The following is a 19188-nucleotide window of genomic DNA, read 5'->3' on the forward strand; positions in this document are numbered from 1 at the left end:
ACGATGGCGCGGTGCTGGTCAAGTGGATTCGCTGCACGGTGACGGACCGACGTGGTTTCGAACGGGGGCAGCGGAAATGGGCGGGGCTGCTCGGTGAGCCGGGATTCCGGGGGCAGGGCGGGGGGTGGAGCAGGGGGCGTCCGGGTGTGGCGCACGTCTTCGCCTTCTGGGAGAGCCGGGCCTTCTACGACTCCTTCATGGCGCGCTCCCACGACCGGCTGGCCGCCGCGCAGTCGGGCACGTTCCGGGACCCCCGGGCCAAGCTGTTCGACTACCGCTTCGATGTGAAGACGGGCTTCGAACCGAAGTTCACGGACGCCGACGTGGTCCGGGTCGCGCACTGCAAGGTGCGCGAGGACCGGGTCGAGCACTTCGCGCTGATGCAGGAGAAGGTGTGGAATCCGGCGATGGCCGGCTCGCCGGGGATGGTGCGGGGGGTGTTCGGGGACGCGCCGGGCAACGAGTTCCTGGTGCTGTCGATGTGGCAGTCGGCGGCCGAGCACGGCAAGTACCGGATCGAGCGGGTGGAACGGCTGACGCTGCGGGCGCAGACCGCCGCCGACGTGGCGGCCCTGGCGGGTGACGTCGTCCAGCTCGAACCCACCTGGACGGTGTGACGGCGGGGGCAGGTGTGACACGTGTGGCGGGGTCCCTCGCCCCGTCCGCGGTCGTGCGATCCAAGGGCTGTCCCGTCATCCCCGGTGGATCAGCGCGCGGCGTCGGATGCGGTGCGTCGCAAGGCGGAGGGTCGTCCTCGTACTGGGCCTATTCGGGCGATCCGACAACGCGGCGAGGGGCCGTAGCTGTCGTCGCGCGCCCGCCGGGGATTACGGGACAGCCCTTAGGGTCGACCCCATGGTGAGACCGCGACGCATCGTCCTCGTCCGGCACGGCGAGTCGGAGGGCAACGCCGACGACACCGTGTACGAGCGTGAGCCCGACCATGCCCTCGGGCTCACCGAGAGCGGATGGCGCCAGGCGGAGGAGACCGGTGCCCGGCTGCGCGAGGTGTTCGGCCGTGAGCGGGTCAGCGTGTACGTGTCGCCGTACCGCCGCACCCACCAGACCTTCCGCGCCTTCGGCCTCGACTCCGAGCTGGTACGGGTGCGCGAGGAGCCCCGGCTGCGGGAACAGGACTGGGGCAACTGGCAGGACCGCGAGGACGTACGGCTCCAGAAGGCGTACCGCGACGCCTACGGGCACTTCTTCTACCGCTTCGCGCAGGGCGAGTCGGGTGCCGACGTGTACGACAGGGTCGGCGCCTTCCTGGAGAGCCTGCACCGCAGCTTCGAGGCACCGGACAATCCGGCGAACGTGCTGCTGATCACCCATGGGCTGACCATGCGCCTCTTCTGTATGCGCTGGTTCCACTGGTCCGTCGCCGAGTTCGAGTCGCTGTCCAATCCCCGCAACGGGGAGTCGAGGACGCTGCTGCTCGGCGAGGACGGGCGATACACGCTGGACCGGCCGTTCGAGCGCTGGCGGACCCCGGAGCCGTACGGAATCACCGGTTAGAGTGAAGAGGCGATGACCGCTGACACCACTCCCTCTCCGCCCGACCCGCGGTTCCGGCGCGCCCTGGCCAGTCTGCGCGGGCTCTCCGTCGGGGACGCCCTCGGCTCACAGTTCTTCGTCCCCGTGAACGTCCCCCTGCTGAAGCGGCGCGAACTGCCGCCCGGCCCGTGGCAGTGGACGGACGACGCCGAGATGGCCACATCGGTCCTGACCGTCCTCGCCGAGCACGGACGCGTCGACCAGGACGCGCTCGCCCGCTCCTTCGCCACGCGCCACGACTCCGACCGCGGCTACGGCCCCGCCGTGAACCGGATGCTGCGGCTGATCAGGGAGGGCGGCGACTGGCGGGAGCTCGCCTCCGGACTCTTCAACGGCCAGGGCTCGTGGGGCAACGGCGCCGCCATGCGCACAGCACCGCTCGGCGCCTGGTACGCGGACGACCCCGAGCAGGCCACGCACCAGGCGGAGATCTCCGCGTACACGACGCACCAGCACCGGGAGGCCGTGGCGGGCGCCATGGCGGTGGCCGCGGCGGCGGCCATCGCCGCCGGACCCGCCGGACCGCCCGCGCCGCAGGACCTGCTCGACGGCGTCATCGCGCTCGTGCCCCGCAGCGCCGTGGGCGCCGGGCTGCGCCGGGCACGGGACATGCTCGACTACGACGACGCCGCGACGGTCGCGGCGGTGCTCGGCAGCGGCCGGCGGACGACCGCGCACGACACCGTCCCGTTCGCCCTCTGGTCGGCGGCGCGTTCTCTCGGAGACTTCGAGCGGGCCTTCTGGACCACGGCGCAGGTGGGCGGAGACGTCGACACGAACTGCGCCATCGTCGGGGGAGTGGTGGCCGCGACGAGCGCCGGGGCGCCGTCGGCGCGGTGGCTGGAGCAGACGGAAGCGCTGCCCGACTGGCTGCCGGCCGGACCACGCTGAAGGCACCGCCTCCTGAAGAAGGGGAGCGGGAAGGGGACGACCAGCGCTCTCCGGACGCCGGCCCTCCTCAGAAGAGGCGCTCGCGCCTCCACTGTCACGGTCCCGCCACAGACTCGCTCCGGAAGTGGCGGCTCCACCGCCCGGCGCTAGCCTCGGCCCATGCCGCCGCGTTGATCATCGACGGGCGTGCGCCTATGTGAGCCCGGGATCCGCGCGCCGCTCTGCCGCCGTGCGCACGGCACCGGGCGGTGAGGGGGGCCAGTGTCGGACACACCGTCCAATTCGGGTGGGACGCCGGAACCGGTACCGGCCGGGGAGCCGGAGCCGGGTCCGTCGCGCGAGGGTCAGCCGCCGCGGAAACAGGGCGGGCGGGGTGAGCGGGAGGAGCGGAAGCCGAGGCCGGAGCGGCCGGGGGAGTCACCGGGGACGCCGGGGGCGCACGAAGCCGCTGTGGAGGAGGACGTACAGGACGCGGTGCCGCACCCGCGCCGCGTACCGGCGCACACGGGAGCCCCCGCGCGCGCCGGGGCGGCGGCACCGCCCCGGGGCCCCGCGCCGACGCACACCGGACGCCGCCCCCAGCAGCGTCCGGCTCACCAGACGCCGCCGGCCAACTGGCAGCAGTGGCAGCCGACCCCGCACGAACCCCCCGCCTGGATCGGCGAGATCAGCGCCGACGAGCCCGCCCGTATCCGTGTCGCCACCCTGTGGTGCGCCGGCGTCACCGGTCTGCTCAGCGCGCTGCTGCTCGGCCACGGGCTCGGGCTCAACCTGCTGATCCTCAGCGTGCCCGCCGCCCTCGCCGCGTACTTCGCCGCGCGCGAGGCCGGACGGCGACCCCGCCCGTGGACCCTGGTCTGGGCCGTCGGCGGCGTCGCGCTGCTCTCCGTTCCCGCACTGCGCGACGCCGGGTGGCCGACGTTCCTCGCCGTGGCGTCGGCGCTCGGGCTCGGCTCGCTCGCCCTGCACGGCTGCCGCACCTGGCTCGGAGTCGTCCTCGGCCCGCTGGGGCTGTTCGGCGCCCTCGGCACGGGACTCTTCTGGGGAGCGCGGGGCGTACGCGAGCGGGCCGAGGGCTCGCGCGGCCGGTGGGCCCCCGTCCTCCGTACCACGGCGGTCGCCGTCGTCCTGCTGATCGTGTTCGGCGCGCTCTTCGCGAGCGCCGACGCCGCCTTCGCCGATCTGCTCGGCGGTCTGACCCCCGACGTCTCGGTGGCCGACGGACCCTGGCGCACGCTGCTGTTCGTGGTCGGCGTCGTCGGGGCGCTCGCCGCCGCCCACACGGCGGCCGCGCCGCTGCGCTGGGACCGGATCACCGTGAGACCGGGGGCCCCGCGCGGCCGGACCGAGTGGGCGCTGCCGCTGATCGTGCTCAACCTGCTGTTCGCCGTCTTCATCGGTGTGCAGCTGACCGTGCTGTTCGGCGGCTACGACAAGGTCCTGAGCGAGACCGGACTCACCTACTCCGAGTACGCCACACAGGGCTTCTGGCAACTGCTCGGCGCCACTCTCCTCACCCTGCTCGTCATCGGCCTGGCGCGCCGCTGGGCGCCCCGTGACGGCGCGCGTGACCGCACGCTCGTGAACGCCGTGCTCGGCGTCCTGTGCGCCCTCACGCTGGTCGTCGTCGCGTCGGCGCTGCGCCGCATGGACCTGTACGTCGACGCGTACGGGCTGACGCGGCTGCGCGTCTCGGTGGCGGCCATGGAGCTGTGGCTCGGACTGGTCATCGTCCTGATCATGGCCGCCGGGGCCGTCGGCGGGCGCTGGCTGCCGCGCGCCGTCGCGGTCAGCGGTGCGGCGGGCGTCCTGGTCTTCGGCCTGATCTCGCCGGACGCACTCGTCGCCGAGCGCAACGTCGAGCGGTACCGGACCTCCGACAAGATCGACATCGGCTACTTCCAGCAACTCTCCGCGGACGCCGTACCGGCGCTCGACACGCTCCCCGAGCCGCTGCGCTCCTGCGCGCTGGCGGGCATCGAGCGTGATCTGGGCGGCGCGGACGAGCCTTGGTACGCGACCAGTTGGGGTGAGTCGCGGGCGAGGGGCATCCTCGACGCGCGGCCGGTCGATCCTCGGTGGGAGGCGTGCTCGTCGATGACCGGGCCCGGCGGCTCGGGCGGCGAGCGCGACGCGTACGACGGCGGTGCCACCGGCGACGGCTTCTGACGGGCGCCGCCCCCTCCGCGCCGCCTCTCCGGCGCCGCGTCCGCCGGTCGCGTCACCGGACCCCCGTGGGCCCACGCGCGGCCTGCCGCCTCAGCCTCCGGCGTACGGGACCCCGGGGTCCCGTGCGCCCTCCACACGACCGGCCTCGTGGCGCCCGCCTCGTCGCTGGGGGCCTCCCGCTCGTCCCGGCGTAAGCGCACCACCGGAGCCGCCATGGGCAGCGCGAGGACGAGCATGCCCACGGCCGTCCGGAACGCGAGGTGCTCCGTGCCGCCACTTCGTGGCCCCGGCGGCGGGGCCACGCTGGAGGACGCCCCGGCCTCGGCGGAGTCCGCGACGATCTCCATGAGTTGACCCGGCCGGTCCGCGAAGCCGTTTACTCCCGACCCGGGTTCGCGCTCCGTCGCCGTGCCGCACGAACGCGGCCGGCCGCCGCTGCTCCCGTCCTCATGGAGAGGCCGACCGATCCGCGCGACCGGTGCCGCGACTCCTGCGGCCTTGCGACGAGGGCCTGTTGAGGGCGCCCGGCGCCCGGCGCCGGACGGGTGGCGCGCGAGGCGGCGTACGGCCGGGGAACCCGGGGTGTCGCGCGCCGGAGCGGCGGCGTAACCTGGACGACGCCATGCCGTACGAACCACCCACTCACACAGTGGAGCGATCGCTCCGCGCCACCACCGGTGCCAAGATCATCGCTGGTGTCGACGAGGTCGGACGTGGAGCGTGGGCGGGACCGGTGACGGTCTGCGCGGCCGTCACGGGTCTGCGCCGGGCCCCCGCCGGGCTCACCGACTCCAAGCTGATCACCCCCAAACGCCGTGCCGACATGGCGCTGGAACTCGAATCGTGGGTCACCTCGCACGCGATAGGCCACGCCTCGCCGGAGGAGATCGACGCCCTCGGGATGACCGCGGCGCTCCGGCTCGCGGCCGAACGGGCCCTGGGCGCCCTCCCGGTGCGGCCCGACGCCGTGATCCTCGACGGCAAGCACGACTACCTCGGCAGGCCCTGGCAGGTCCGGACGGTCATCAAGGGCGACATCTCGTGCGTCTCGGTGGCCGCCGCCTCGGTGCTGGCCAAGGTGCGCAGGGACGCCATGATGGCCGAACTGGACGCCACGTCCGAGGAGTGCGACGGTTTCGCCTTCCACGACAACGCCGGATATCCCTCGCCGGTGCACAAGGCGGCGCTGGCGGAACGGGGCCCGACCTCGCACCACCGGCTCTCGTGGTCCTATCTCGACGCGCTGCCCCGGTGGCGCCACCTCAAGAAGATCCGTATCCCCGCCCAGGCGGAGCTGCTGGAGAGCGAGGGCCAGCTCGGCTTCGACTTCTGACCCGAACGACCTGACGTGACCGGCCTGCCCGGTTTCTGACGGATACGGCCCGTGCACCGCCCCGGCCGTACTCGGCAAGCGCAACGTATGGGCACAGATGTGCCCACCCGCCGGTGACTTGCGCGCCGGCGTTTGATAGACATCCACCCATGCCTCTCACTCCCGAGGAGCCTCAGATTCACGAGAGCGCCCAGGGTCCCCGCGTCACTCCGGCCACCGGCCGCACCGCGCCGACCCCCCGTCCCGTACCCGGCCCGCGTCCCGTTCCCGGTCCGCGGTCCGCGACCACACCACGTCCCGGACACCCGGGCCGCGGTCCCGCGAGGCCCGCACCGCCGGAGCGCTCGCAGGTCCCCGCCGGACGGCCCGCCGCCGTCCCGCAGGAGACCCGTTCCGTCCCCCAGATCCAGCTGATCCCCGCCTCGGCGGACGGCGCGCTGGACGCGGCCGAGGAAGCCGTCGACCTGCTGCTCGACTCCGGTCGCGCGCCGGGCGACATCCTCGTCCTCACCACCGGCGAACAGCACCCGTGGGCCACGCACGAGCTGTCCTTCGGTACGAAGTCCTACTGGGACCAGCACGACACGGGCGAGGACGTGTTCTTCGCGGACGCCTCGGCCGTGGACCGCGCCAAGCCCCGGCCCGTGGTCGTCGTCGCGCTCAACGGTGGTGACGACGGCGCCGTCGCGCGTGTCCTGCCCACGGCGCGGGAGCGGGCCGCCGCGCTGCTCGTCGTCTGCGGTGACCCGCAGCGGGTCAACTCCGTGCTGGGCGCGGGCGTCTAGACAGGGACCGCGCCGAATCGCGCGGTACGGCTTCCGGGCCGTCCGGCCGCGCGATCCGGGCCGATCCGGTGGTCGGTGCGCCCGGCTGCCCCCTCCGGGCGGCCGGGCCGGAACCCGTGGACACGACGGGTCAGCGGGCCGCCACGCGCCGCAACGCCTCGACCGCGCCACCACCGGAACGCAGCGGCGAGGCAGCGGAGTCGGACACCGCCTCGGCGAGATCCTCGGGCGCCGACCCGGAGTTGGGCCGCCGGCCGCCCCGTCCCTCGCCCAGCACCTGCCAGCCGCCGCGCGTCAGCGTGATGTACGCGCCGCAGCGCAGGCCGTGCAGCGTGCAGGCGTCCCGCAGCCCCCACATCCAGGCCCCGTCCTCCTCCGTCCAACGCTCGTCGCCGTCGCGGCAGTAGAGGAGCACGGCGGTGCGCACCGGCGTACGGCGGCGCAGATCGTGCGGGATGACCCGGCGCAGATGCGCCAGCAGGGCGTTCCGGAACTCCCATCCGTCGACCGGCGCGGCCCGCGGGGCGAACGAGGCGCTGGCGGCGAGTCGTTCCTCATGGTCGAGGACGGCGACGACGGCGGTCGCCGGAGTCGGCCGGTGCCGGGAGTGCAGACCACTGACGACCTCGCGGGGGCTCCGGAGCAGGGGTATCCCGGCCGCCGCCCATTCGGCGGGCTCCAGCATCCTGGCGAGGCGGGTGACGGAACTGGCTGACGTGATCGATGAGGCTGCGGACGGAGCGAATCCGAAGGTCACGTTCCTCCCTTCGCATACGCGCCCACAGTGCGGGCAGGGTCGGGTGAGGCGCGCCGCGGCACGGTCCATCCGGACCGTGGACGATCCGACCGTGCGGGGGGCGTCTCCAATTCTTGCGGGCACTTGGGCGGGCGGCAACGAGCAATTGCCACCGCTGACCGGAATGAGCGGTAATGACGCTGATATCCCTGCCCTGAGCCTGCCCATCCGTGGCCCCTCTGATACGTGGTCACGTCTGAACGGCGAGCACCAGTGGGAACACTCCCTCCGCCCCGGCCCTGCGCAGCAGCCGGGTCGCCACGGCCAGCGTCCAGCCGGTGTCGGAGAGGTCGTCGACGAGCAGGACCGGGCCCGCCGCCGAGGTCAGGGCGTCGGCCAACTCCGGTGACACGGTGAACGCCTCGTGCAGCGCGCGGACCCGCTGGGCGCTGTTGGTACGGGAGATGCGCTCGCCCTCCGCGTCCGGCGCGTACTCGACCGTGCCCAGCAGCGGCATCCGGCCCACCTCGGAGATCCGGGCGCCCAGTGACTCCACGAGAAGGGGCCTGCTCCGCGAGGCGACGGTCACGACGCCGACCGGTCGCGGCGGCGCGTCGTCCTGCCCGGACGCCCAACCGCCGGGTCCCTTGGCCCAGTCGGCGAGAACGCTCACCACGGCGTCCACCACGTCACCGGGGACCGGGCCGTCCGGCGACTGGGGCGCGAGCATCGGTCGCAGTCTGTTGCCCCACCCGATGTCGGAGAGCCTGCCGAGTGCCCGGCCGGGGAAGCTCCGCTCACCGGCGGGGACACGGCCCTTCAGGTCGACGCCCACGGCGGTCAGCCCGGTCGGCCACATCTTGCGCGGCTCCACGTCCACCCCGGGCCTGCCCAACTCGCCCCGGGCGGCGTCCAGCGCGCCACCGGAGACCTTGTCCGTGAAGCGTGCCCCCGCGCAGTTGTCGCACCGGCCGCACGGCGCGGCCTCCTCGTCGTCCAGTTGCAGCCGCAGGAACTCCATGCGGCACGCGGTCGTCGTCGCGTAGTCCCGCATGGCCTGCTGCTCGCTCCGCCGCTGGCGCGCCACCCAGGAGTACCGCTCCGCGTCGTACACCCACGGCTGTCCGGTGCTGGTCCAGCCGCCCTTGACCCGGTGAACCGCGCCGTCCACGTCGAGCACCTTGAGCATCGTCTCCAGCCGTGTGCGCCGCAGCTCGACCAGCGGTTCGAGGGCGGGCAGCGAGAGGGGCCGGTCCGCCTGCGCCAGGACGTCCAGCGTGCGCCGGACGAGCTCCTCGGGCGGGAAGGCGACGGAGGCGAAGTACTGCCAGATGGCCTCGTCCTCCTTGCCGGGGAGCAGCAGCACCTCGGCGTGCTCGACCCCGCGCCCCGCACGGCCCACCTGCTGGTAGTAGGCGATGGGGGAGGAGGGGGAGCCGAGATGGACGACGAATCCGAGATCGGGCTTGTCGAACCCCATTCCCAGCGCGGACGTGGCGACCAGTGCCTTCACGCGGTTGGCGAGCAGGTCCTCCTCCGCCTGCTGCCGGTCCGCGTTCTCCGTGCGGCCCGTGTACGACGTGACCGTGTGGCCGCACTGGCGCAGATAGGCGGTGACCTCCTCCGCCGCCGCGACCGTCAGGGTGTAGATGATCCCGGAACCCGGAAGGTCGGCCAGATGATCGGCGAGCCAGGCCAGCCGGTGCGCGGCGTCCGGCAGCCCGAGCACGTTGAGACTCAGGCTCTCCCTGTCCAGCGCTCCGCGCAGCACGAGAGCGTCCGTCCCCGCACCTGTGCCCAGCTGCTCGGCGACGTCGGCCGTCACCCGCGCGTTCGCCGTGGCCGTGGTGGCCAGCACCGGGACGCCGGACGGCAGCTCGGCGAGCATCGTGCGCAGCCGGCGGTAGTCGGGGCGGAAGTCGTGGCCCCAGTCGGAGATGCAGTGGGCCTCGTCCACCACCAGGAGGCCGGTGGCCGCCGAGAGGGCGGGCAGGACCTGGTCGCGGAAATCGGGATTGTTGAGCCGCTCCGGGCTGACCAGCAGCACGTCGACCTCGCCGGCCGCCACCTCGGCCTGGATCGTCTGCCAGTCCTCCGAGTTGGACGAATTGATCGTGCGCGCGCTGATTCCGGCGCGGGCGGCGGCCTCCACCTGGTTGCGCATGAGCGCGAGCAGCGGGGAGACGATCACGGTCGGGCCGCTGCCCCGGGCGCGGAGCAGGGACGTCGCGACGAAGTACACCGCGGACTTGCCCCAGCCCGTCCGCTGCACGACGAGTGCTCTGCGTTTGTCGGCGACGAGCGCCTCGATGGCCCGCCACTGGTCCTCGCGCAGGCGGGCGGCGCCGGTGGCGTCACCGACGAGACGGGCGAGGACGGAGTCGGCCGAGGCCCGGAGATCCGCACGTTCTGCGTTGGTCATGTGCCCATGCAACCCGATGGGCCGGACAAAGCGCGAATGCGGGCGCCGGCCTGTGGATAACGTTATCCACAGGGGTCGCGGGATTCGGGCTTCCGCGGGACGGTCGAGGCATGAACAAGCACAGCGAACCGACCCGTCCCGCCGACGAGCAGCAGGTCACCCTGCGCAGCCCCGCCGAACTCGCCGACGCCCTGCCATTCCTGATGGGCTTCCACCCGTCCGACTCGATCGTGCTCGTCGCGCTCCACGGCGACGAGGGCCGTTTCGGCGGGCGGTTGCGGCTGGGAATCCCGCGCTCGCCCGGTGAATGGTCGCCGGTCTCCGGGCAACTGGCCGAGTGCCTGGTGGAGGGGAGCCGGCGGCGCGGGTCCGCGCCGGACGGGATCGTCGCCTTCCTCTGCCAGGACCCGGAGGAAGGGGACACGGGCCTCGGCGTGCGCGACCGCCTGCGTCCGCTCGCGCAGTTGATCCGCACGAGCTTCGGCCGCCTCGACATCCCCGTGCGCGAGGTCCTCTGCATCTCCGACGGCCGTTTCTGGTCCTACTGCTGCCCGGACACACGCTGCTGCCCGCCCGAGGGGACCGTGCTGGCGCTGCCGGGCACCTCCGTGATGGCCGCCGCGTCCGCCTACGCGGGGATCCAAGTACGGGGATCGCTGCGGGAGATGGAGGCGCGACTCGAACCCTGGCGCGGACCGGCGGAGAAGGCCGCCGGGCAGGAGCGGGCGCTGGACGAGGCCGCGGGCGCCCTGGTGCCGATGATCCTGGGCGGCGGGAGCCGCGAACAGGTGGGGGAGTCCACGCTCAGGTCCGCACGCGGTCTGATGGACCGCCTGGCGCAGTCACCGCCTTCGCCGCCGCGCCGGGAACGGACGGGGAGCGCCGGCGCGGGCATTGGGGAGGACAAGGACGCCGGGGACGACCGGCTCATCGCGGACGACGAGGCGGCGGCGGTCATCATCGGCCTTCAGGACCGGGAGGTCCGCGACCGGGCGGCGCAGTGGATGGAGGGTCCCGACGCCGAACCGGCCCTGCGGCTCTGGCGTGCCCTGGCGCGCCGGTGCGTCGGCTCCTACGCGGAGCACGCGGTGGCCCCGCTGACCCTGGCGGGCTGGGTCGCCTGGTCCTCCGGGGACGAGCCGGGGGCCCGGGTCGCGCTGGGGCTCGCGCTGCGTCTCGACCCCGCGTACACCTTCGCCCGACTCCTCCACCAGGCGTTCAACGAGGGGCTGGATCCGGAGACGCTCCGGCGCTGTATGCGCGCCCAGGACCCGCCTCCCGGGGGTCAGGGGCCCCGTGCGGCACGGAGGCCGAAGGCGAGGAAGGCGGTGATGAGGGCGGCGGGGAAAGCGGCGATCAAGAAGTCCACGACTCCGGCGGTGCCGTCACCGAGGACCCGTCCCGGCGCCCCCGCGGCGCGCGCTCGGGCCGCCGACCGCAGCGGGCGGCGCGGCGGCGGCAAGAGCGGCGGGTGAGGGCGGCGAGGCTCTCGCTGGGCGGCCCCCGGGCGCGTGGAGCCGTCGTCCGGTGACATCGAGTCGTGCCCTCGCCTCCGCCGCCGGGAAGGGCGCGGTGGGTGTCGGCGGGCGCGCCCTCCGGGCCTGGCCGGGGGAGGACCGGTGGGGTGCGGTGATGGGAGCCCGCCCCGGCCGTCACCGGCTCCTCGGAGCACGCCGATCGTGCCCACTTTCGGGATTCGAACACAAGCGGGACGGCGCCGGGCCGGGAGAGGAGGAAGAAGTCGGCGGACCTGACGGGAACGGATGTTTATCGTCAGGAAGACGACTAGGATCACGGGCATGTCGCCCTACGACCCGTCGGCTTACCCCGCGTTCGCAGTCACCGTCGACCTGGTCGTGCTCACCGTGCGCCGCCACGCCCTGTGCGCGCTGGTCGTACGGCGAGGAGAGGCTCCGTTCCAGGGGCGCTGGGCGCTGCCCGGCGGCTTCGTCAAGGGCGATGAGGATCTCGGCGCGGCGGCCGCGCGCGAGCTTGCCGAGGAGACGGGGCTGTGCGCGCACGACCCGGCGTCACCCGCTCCCGCGAACGGCGCCCATCTCGAACAGCTCGCCACCTACGGCGACCCGGCGCGCGACCCCCGGATGCGGGTCGTCAGCGTGGCCCACCTGGCGCTCGCGCCCGACCTTCCCGCCCCCCGCGCCGGCGGTGACGCGAACAGCGCCCGCTGGTCGCCCGTGGACACGCTGCTCAGCCACGAGACCGGGTCGGGCCGCGACGCCGAACAGCCCGCGCCACTCGCCTTCGACCACGCGCGCATTCTCGGCGACGGGGTGGAGCGGGCCCGGTCCAAGATCGAGTACTCCTCCCTGGCCACCGCCTTCTGTCCGGCGGAGTTCACGGTCGGCGAACTGCGCCGGGTGTACGAGGCGGTGTGGGGCGTCGCGCTCGACCCCCGCAACTTCCACCGCAAGGTGACCGGCACCCCCGGCTTCCTGGTGCCGTCCGGCGGCACCACCACCCGGCAGGGCGGCCGGCCCGCCCAGTTGTTCCGGGCCGGCGGGGCCACCGTGCTCAACCCGCCGATGCTGCGCCCCGAGGTCTGAGCCACCCGGCGGCGGGGCGGGCCGACCCACCGGACACCCGGCGCCGCGACGCTGCGCCGCAAGTCGGACATGTCGCGTTATCTTGCTGCGGTACCCATACTGCCGCCGAGCGGTCTCACCCTCCCCGCGAGAGAAGCGATGCTCCAGGCCATCGGACTCACCAGCAGCCCCCACCGCGACCTCGCCCCCGCCGTGGACGATCTGACCTTCGAGGCCCCGGCCGGCGCCGTCACCGCGCTGCTCGGCGCCGAGGGCGCGGGCAAGACCACCGCCCTGCGGCTGATGCTCGAACTCGAATCCGGCCGGGGAATCACCTACTTCCGCGGCCGGCCGCTCCACCGCATCGCCCACCCGGCCCGCGAAGTCGGTGTCCTGCTCGGCGACGTGCCCGGACACCCCTCGCGCAGCACCAAGGGGCAGCTCCGGATGCTCTGCGCCGCCGCGGGCGTCCCCGCCGCGCGCGCCGACGACCTGCTCGACCTGGTCGGGATCGGCGCCCTGCGCGACGAACCGCTCGGCACCCTCTCCCTCGGCATGGACCGCCGACTCGGCCTCGCCGCCGCCCTGTTGGGCGACCCCCACACCCTGGTCCTCGACGAGCCCGCCGCCGGCCTCCCGCCCCGCGAGAACAACTGGCTGCACGGACTGCTGCGGGCGCACGCGGCCCACGGCGGAACCGTCCTCTACACCACCGACGATCCCAAGGAGGCGGCCCGCACCGCCGATCGCGTCGTCACCCTCGACCAGGGCCGCCTCGTCGCCGACCAGGACGTCGCGGACTTCTCCCGGACCCGGCTGCGCCCGCGCGTCGTCATCCGGACCCCGCACGCGGCCCGCCTCGCCGACGCGGTCAACCGCGAGGCGCGCGCGGACCGCCGCTCCGTCGAGGTCGTCACCGACGGCGGCGGCCGGCTCACCGTCTTCGGCAGCGACTGCGCCGAGTTGGGCGAGACGGCCTTCCGCCACGGCATCCTCGTCCACCAACTCGCCGACGAGGCCGGGGACACCGGCCCGCCGCCCCCCGTGGACCCGACGGCGCCCTCAGTGGCGCGACAGGCGTCCCAGCGGTCCGACACCGGCCTCCTGCCGCCCCCGCTGCCCGCACGGCCCGTACGCAGCCCCCTGCGCTCGTTCCGGTACGAGCTGCGCCGCTTCCTCGGCGTACGGACCCCCTGGCTGGTCGCCGCCGCCGTCCTGATCGCCTCCGTCGCGGTGAGCCTGCCGCTCGCCCGTACCGGCAACACCCCGCTGCCCGGCCTCCTCGCGGCCTGGCCCGGATTCCTGCCGCTGCCGCCCGCCGCCCTGGGGGCCGGCCTGCTCGGGGCGTTCGCCTTCGGGGACGAGTACCGCTATCCCGCGCTCGCCGCCGGGCGCGGCACGGTTCCGCGCCGCGTGGGGCTGCTGCTGGCCAAACTCACCGTCACCGCCACGGCGGCCCTGCTGCTCGCGGCCCTCACCGTCGTCGCCGACTCGCAGGCGATCAGACTGGTGTACGGCGGTGGAACGGATGTGGTCCCCGCGGACTGGCCCGCGCTCGTGGTCAGTTGGGCCGGGCTGACCGTCGGCTGCGCCTGGGCGGGGCTGCTCGGGGCCGGCGTCTTCCGTGTCACCGGCGCCGGTGTGGCCGCCGTGCTCGCCGTACCGGTCGTCGTCGTGCCCCTCGTACAGAAGGGTCTTGCCGTTCCGTCGGCGCGTTCGATCGTCGGACTCCCGGGCAGATTGCGTGAACTGGCCTGGCCGCACTGGCCGGAAGCGGTCGACCGCTGGCTGGTGGCGACCGGCCGGATGCTCGCCCAGCCCGTCGGGACCGCGCTGGCACTGTCGTTGTCCGCCCTGCTCTGCGCGTATCTGTTCACCGGCCTTCGCCGCAGGGCCCGTTGGTGATCGTCGGGCGACCGGAGCTGTCGTCCTGCCCATAACTCCCGGATTGCGCCCACTTCTTTACGATAAGTCGTCAATCGAAGACGGAGCGCCGATCACCCTTTCGTGTGCTTTTCACCAAAGACCTCAAGGGGCCGGGTGAGTGAGCCGACAAAGGATGCGTGAGTACCCTTGCGCACACCATGATGACCGCCGCCCGCGCCGTCGACTCAGGTCTCCCGGCCCCGGGCGGAATCGACCGCTACCCCTACGCGGAGGCGCCCGGCGCCGACCGTGTCCCCGCCCCCTCGTGGGACGGCGGGGAGACCGAGTTGGGCCGGGTCGGCAGGCGCTCGGCGGGCAGCCGGGGCCGTGGACTGCACGGCCAACTCGTCCAGCAGCTCGGCCAGATGATCGTCTCCGGCGACCTGGGCGCCGACCGGCCGCTCGTGCCGGAGGAGATCGGACAGCGCTTCGAGGTCTCCCGCACGGTGGTCCGCGAGTCGCTGCGCGTCCTTGAGGCGAAGGGCCTCGTCAGCGCCCGTCCCAATGTCGGTACCCGGGTCCGGCCGGTCAGTGACTGGAATCTGCTGGACGCCGACATCATCGAATGGCGGGCGTTCGGCCCCCAGCGTGACGACCAGCGCCGCGAGCTGAGCGAGCTGCGCTGGACCATCGAGCCCCTCGCCGCGCGGCTCGCCGCCGGTCACGGACGTGAGGACGTCCAGCAGCGGCTGGCCGACATGGTCGAGATCATGGGGCACTCCATCGCCCAGGGAGACTCGATCACGTTCTCGCGCGCCGACGCGGAGTTCCACTCCCTGCTGATCCAGCTCGCGGGCAACCGGATGCTGGAGCACCTCTCGGGGATCGTCTCCGCGGCCCTCCAGGTCTCCGGCGGCCCCGTCACCGGCTGTGACCGTCCCAGCGACACGTCGCTGGCCCACCACGCGCGGATCGTCGAGGCCCTGGCGGCAGGCGACGGCCAGGCGGCCGAGTCCGCCATGCGGCAGCTGCTGATGGTCCACCCGGAGGTGGAGCGCGTCGTTCCCGCGCCCCGCGAGCACTAGGCCGTGTCTGACGAATGGCGCCGTCCGCCCGTAGGGCGGGGCTCGCGGCGGCTGGTGCGGTGCGTCGCGAGGCGGAGGATCGGACTCGTACCGGGCGTACTCGGCCGGGTCCGGCAACGCGGCGAGGTGCCGTACCAGGCGCCGCGGGCCAGGCGGGATTTGTTCAGACACGGCCTAGCGCGGCACGGCGAGGTGCCGTGACATGCTTTCCCGGCCCCCGGGATCCGCCGGGCAGGGCCTGAGGGCGCCGCCGGCGCACTGAGGGCGAGTCCCGCGGTGCCGGGCGGGAAAGACGGAGGTCAGGACGGTCGGGGGCGTACGCGTCACGTGCCGCCGGACCCACGGGCCCGGCGGCACTACCGTGGGATAAGACCCTTCTGGTTGTTTTGCCGTTATTGGGGTGTGACTCGGGCCACGTGGATTGGGCGTAACACTCCACGAGGCAGGGCGATGACCTAAGAGGTGACAGCCACGGAGGGAATGGCGCCACGAAGGGTGGCGCTGATCCAGCTCCGAGGTCCAGCCCGCGCCGTCGGCACATCCCCAGTCGACGGTCGTCGGCTCCGCCCCGATCCTGGGGGGAGCCGGAAGCCGTTTCCATCGTTCCGAGAGGTTGTTCGTGTCGGCCAGCACATCCCGTACGCTCCCGCCGGAGATCGCCGAGTCCGAGTCTGTGATGGCGCTCATCGAGCGGGGAAAGGCTGATGGGCAGATCGCCGGCGACGACGTGCGTCGGGCCTTCGAGGCTGACCAGATTCCGCCAACCCAGTGGAAGAATGTTCTGCGCAGCCTCAACCAGATCCTCGAGGAAGAGGGTGTGACGCTGATGGTCAGTGCCGCGGAGTCGCCGAAGCGCGCCCGCAAGAGCGTCGCTGCGAAGAGCCCGGCGAAGCGCACCGCCACCAAGACAGTCGCCGCCAAGACCGTTCATACGAAGACAGTCGCGGCCACCGCCGCCCCGGCGGCCGAGACCGTCGAGGCCCCGGGCGACGAGACAGCCGCGCCCGCCAAGAAGGCGGCGGCGAAGAAGACCGTGGCCAAGAAGGCCGCGGCCAAGAAGACCGCCGTCAAGAAGGTCGCGGCGAAGAAGACCGCGGGCAAGAAGGACGCCGACGAGGCCGCCGAGGGCGAGGAGACGCCCGAGGAGGTCCAGGCGGGCAAGGGCGAGGAGGAGGAGACCGAGGGCGAGAACAAGGGCTTCGTCCTCTCCGACGACGACGAGGACGACGCGCCGGCCCAGCAGGTCGCCGTCGCGGGTGCCACCGCCGACCCGGTCAAGGACTACCTCAAGCAGATCGGCAAGGTCCCGCTCCTCAACGCCGAGCAGGAGGTCGAGCTCGCCAAGCGCATCGAGGCGGGTCTGTTCGCCGAGGACAAACTGGCGAACGCCGACAAGCTCGCCCCCAAGCTCAAGCGCGAGCTGGAGATCATCGCCGAGGACGGGCGCCGCGCCAAGAACCACCTGCTGGAGGCCAACCTCCGCCTGGTGGTCTCGCTGGCCAAGCGCTACACGGGCCGCGGCATGCTCTTCCTGGACCTGATCCAGGAGGGCAACCTGGGCCTGATCCGCGCGGTCGAGAAGTTCGACTACACCAAGGGTTACAAGTTCTCCACGTACGCCACCTGGTGGATCCGGCAGGCGATCACCCGCGCCATGGCCGACCAGGCCCGCACCATCCGTATCCCGGTGCACATGGTCGAGGTCATCAACAAGCTCGCGCGCGTGCAGCGCCAGATGCTCCAGGACCTGGGCCGTGAGCCCACCCCGGAGGAGCTGGCCAAGGAGCTCGACATGACCCCGGAGAAGGTCATCGAGGTCCAGAAGTACGGTCGCGAGCCCATCTCGCTGCACACCCCGCTGGGCGAGGACGGGGACAGCGAGTTCGGTGACCTCATCGAGGACTCCGAGGCCGTCGTCCCGGCGGACGCGGTCAGCTTCACGCTTCTCCAGGAGCAGCTGCACTCGGTGCTGGACACGCTCTCCGAGCGTGAGGCCGGTGTGGTCTCCATGCGTTTCGGTCTGACCGACGGCCAGCCGAAGACGCTGGACGAGATCGGCAAGGTCTACGGCGTGACGCGTGAGCGCATTCGTCAGATCGAGTCCAAGACGATGTCGAAGCTCCGCCACCCGTCGCGTTCGCAGGTTCTGCGCGACTACCTGGACTAGGCCGCTCTCCGCTACGCGGCACAGCCCCTCCTGAGGGCCCGCCATCCCGACCGGGATGCGGGCCCTCAGGCGTTGCGGGGATGCGTTTGTCGGCTCAATGGGTGACTCTGTGTCAGTAGGAGTCACCGGAGAGTCAGGAGCCTGTATGCGTCGCCCCATTGCCCGAGTGCTCACAGCAGGACTGGCCACGATCGCCGCGGGGACGGTACTGCCGCTGGTCTCCCCGCCGCAGGCCCGCGCGGACCGGGTGGTGGTGGGCGGGGAGCCGGCGCCGGCCGCCGAGACTCCCTGGGTCGTGGCTCTCTCCAGCCGGGAACGTTTCGGGGACACCCGCGCGGGTCAGTTCTGCGGCGGCGTGGTCGTGGCGCCGACGAAGGTGCTCACGGCCGCGCACTGCATGGGCAGGGACGTGCTCGGCGTGAAACCCGGGGACGTGACGGATCTGCGGGTCATCGCGGGCCGGGAGCGGCTGACCGGGAAGGGCGGCAGCGAGGTCCGGGTGGACTCCGTACGGATCGATCCCGCGTACGACCCCGCGTCCCACGCCTCGGACCTCGCGGTGCTGACCCTGGCGCGGGCGCTGCCCGCGAGGTACGCCGTCCGGCCCGCCGATCCGGGCGGGGAGGCGTCGGCCCCGGGGGCGGCGGCGAAGGTCTACGGCTGGGGCGACACCACCGGCGAGGGCAAATACGCCTCCGCGCTCCGCTCCGCCCCTGTGACGGTGCTGGCGGACTCGGAGTGCGTGCGGGCCTATCCCGGGGGCTCAGGGGGCCGCTACGACGCCGCCACGATGCTCTGCGCCGGCGATCCCAAGGGCGGCCACGACGCCTGTCAGGGTGACAGCGGCGGGCCGCTCGTGGCCCGCGGGCGGCTCATCGGGCTGGTCTCGTGGGGCAGCGGATGCGGGCGGGCCGGGAGCCCGGGGGTGTACACGCGGATCACGTCGGCGGTCGACGAGGTCGCCGGGGCGACCGGGGGGCGCCGTACCGGCTGAGGCGCCCGGGCCCGGGCCGTGGGCGTACGAGAACGGGCCGCCATCCCGGTTCAGCTGGGGTGGCGGCCCGTCGGCCGGTCCTGGATCGGCCCTGGCTCGTCGTGGATGCGAGGTGTCAGCGTTCCTCATCACCGGCGGCGGCCTGTACAGCCGTCAGCCGGTCGGTCTCATCCTGTATTTCCGCGGCGATCTTCTTGAGTTCCGGCTCGAACTTACGTCCGTGGTGGGCGCAGAAGAGCAGTTCACCACCGCTGGTCAGGACGACGCGCAGATATGCCTGGGCGCCGCAGCGGTCGCAGCGGTCAGCGGCCGTCAGCGGGCTCGCGGGGGTCAGAACAGTAGTCACGTCGCCTCTTCTCTAGCTCGACGAGCTGTCGTACCAGGGTCAACATCCAACCAGGCCGAAAACGTTCCCGCTCGCGGCCTTTCCTCGAAACTTCTTTCCGGGGCGGCTGTCTGCTGCCGGTTGGCGGCGAATGAGCCGTATTGCTTCGCTTTACGGTTTCGCGTTGCTTGTCAGGGGGTCGATCCTCCCGGCCGGCTTGCCGGTTGTTCATGAGGACGTGCCCGGAGCCTAAATGGTTCATGCCTGGAAGGGAACGTGATGTGTGCGTCACCCCATCGAGGGATCGAACACTCATGC

The 19188-nt window shown here is 72.9% G+C and carries 15 protein-coding genes; 12 read left to right on the forward strand and 3 right to left on the reverse strand.

Features of this window, described 5'->3' with window-relative positions:
- Positions 1-11 precede the first annotated feature (11 nt).
- The 6 genes from ACZ61E_RS20750 (at position 12) to ACZ61E_RS20775 (ending at position 6732) form a co-directional block, all read left to right on the forward strand.
- Positions 12-617, forward strand: a complete 606-nt coding sequence (locus tag ACZ61E_RS20750; protein ID WP_469701304.1) for a YdbC family protein — start codon at positions 12-14, stop codon at positions 615-617.
- A 238-nt stretch (positions 618-855) separates the two neighbouring features.
- Positions 856-1515, forward strand: coding sequence for a histidine phosphatase family protein (locus tag ACZ61E_RS20755; protein WP_469701305.1), 660 nt, complete (start codon positions 856-858; stop codon positions 1513-1515).
- A gap of 12 nt (positions 1516-1527) precedes the next feature.
- Positions 1528-2445, forward strand: coding sequence for an ADP-ribosylglycohydrolase family protein (locus ACZ61E_RS20760; protein WP_469701306.1), 918 nt, complete (start codon positions 1528-1530; stop codon positions 2443-2445).
- A 450-nt stretch (positions 2446-2895) separates the two neighbouring features.
- Positions 2896-4614, forward strand: coding sequence for a DUF4153 domain-containing protein (locus ACZ61E_RS20765; RefSeq protein WP_469701307.1), 1719 nt, complete (start codon positions 2896-2898; stop codon positions 4612-4614).
- A 622-nt stretch (positions 4615-5236) separates the two neighbouring features.
- Positions 5237-5947: a ribonuclease HII gene (locus ACZ61E_RS20770; RefSeq protein WP_469701308.1), complete on the forward strand. Its 711-nt coding sequence runs from the start codon at positions 5237-5239 to the stop codon at positions 5945-5947.
- 149 nt (positions 5948-6096) lie between these two features.
- Positions 6097-6732: a hypothetical protein gene (locus ACZ61E_RS20775; RefSeq protein WP_469701309.1), complete on the forward strand. Its 636-nt coding sequence runs from the start codon at positions 6097-6099 to the stop codon at positions 6730-6732.
- A 130-nt stretch (positions 6733-6862) separates the two neighbouring features.
- Here the strand turns inward: ACZ61E_RS20775 and ACZ61E_RS20780 are convergent, their stop codons facing one another.
- Complete coding sequence (locus ACZ61E_RS20780; protein WP_469701310.1) at positions 6863-7489, reverse strand: hypothetical protein; 627 nt, start codon at positions 7487-7489, stop codon at positions 6863-6865.
- Positions 7490-7718: 229 nt separating this feature from the next.
- The gene (locus ACZ61E_RS20785) at positions 7719-9890 is read right to left on the reverse strand and encodes a RecQ family ATP-dependent DNA helicase (protein WP_469701311.1); all 2172 of its coding nucleotides are present in this window, start codon (positions 9888-9890) and stop codon (positions 7719-7721) included.
- Between the two features lie 110 nt (positions 9891-10000).
- Between ACZ61E_RS20785 and ACZ61E_RS20790 the strand changes: the two genes are divergently transcribed.
- The 6 genes from ACZ61E_RS20790 to ACZ61E_RS20815 all read left to right on the forward strand — a co-directional run bounded on the left by ACZ61E_RS20790 (position 10001) and on the right by ACZ61E_RS20815 (position 18545).
- Positions 10001-11365 carry a DUF4192 domain-containing protein gene (locus ACZ61E_RS20790; RefSeq protein WP_469701312.1) on the forward strand — a complete coding sequence of 455 codons (1365 nt, stop codon included), beginning with the start codon at positions 10001-10003 and terminating at the stop codon, positions 11363-11365.
- Positions 11366-11689: 324 nt separating this feature from the next.
- Positions 11690-12454: an NUDIX hydrolase gene (locus ACZ61E_RS20795; RefSeq protein WP_469701313.1), complete on the forward strand. Its 765-nt coding sequence runs from the start codon at positions 11690-11692 to the stop codon at positions 12452-12454.
- 138 nt (positions 12455-12592) lie between these two features.
- Complete coding sequence (locus ACZ61E_RS20800; RefSeq protein WP_469701314.1) at positions 12593-14338, forward strand: ATP-binding cassette domain-containing protein; 1746 nt, start codon at positions 12593-12595, stop codon at positions 14336-14338.
- A 158-nt stretch (positions 14339-14496) separates the two neighbouring features.
- A complete protein-coding gene (locus tag ACZ61E_RS20805; protein WP_469701315.1) occupies positions 14497-15384 on the forward strand; it encodes a FadR/GntR family transcriptional regulator in 888 nt (295 codons plus the stop codon).
- Between the two features lie 619 nt (positions 15385-16003).
- On the forward strand, positions 16004-17551 hold the full coding sequence (locus ACZ61E_RS20810) for an RNA polymerase sigma factor (protein WP_469701316.1): 1548 nt from the start codon (positions 16004-16006) through the stop codon (positions 17549-17551).
- A gap of 145 nt (positions 17552-17696) precedes the next feature.
- Complete coding sequence (locus ACZ61E_RS20815; protein ID WP_469701317.1) at positions 17697-18545, forward strand: S1 family peptidase; 849 nt, start codon at positions 17697-17699, stop codon at positions 18543-18545.
- A gap of 115 nt (positions 18546-18660) precedes the next feature.
- Here the strand turns inward: ACZ61E_RS20815 and ACZ61E_RS20820 are convergent, their stop codons facing one another.
- Positions 18661-18891 (reverse strand): DUF7455 domain-containing protein, encoded by a 231-nt coding sequence (locus tag ACZ61E_RS20820; protein WP_469701318.1) that lies wholly within the window; start codon positions 18889-18891, stop codon positions 18661-18663.
- Between the last annotated feature and the right edge of the window lie 297 nt (positions 18892-19188).

It is taken from the genome of Streptomyces sp. NPDC104581 (assembly GCF_055583685.1).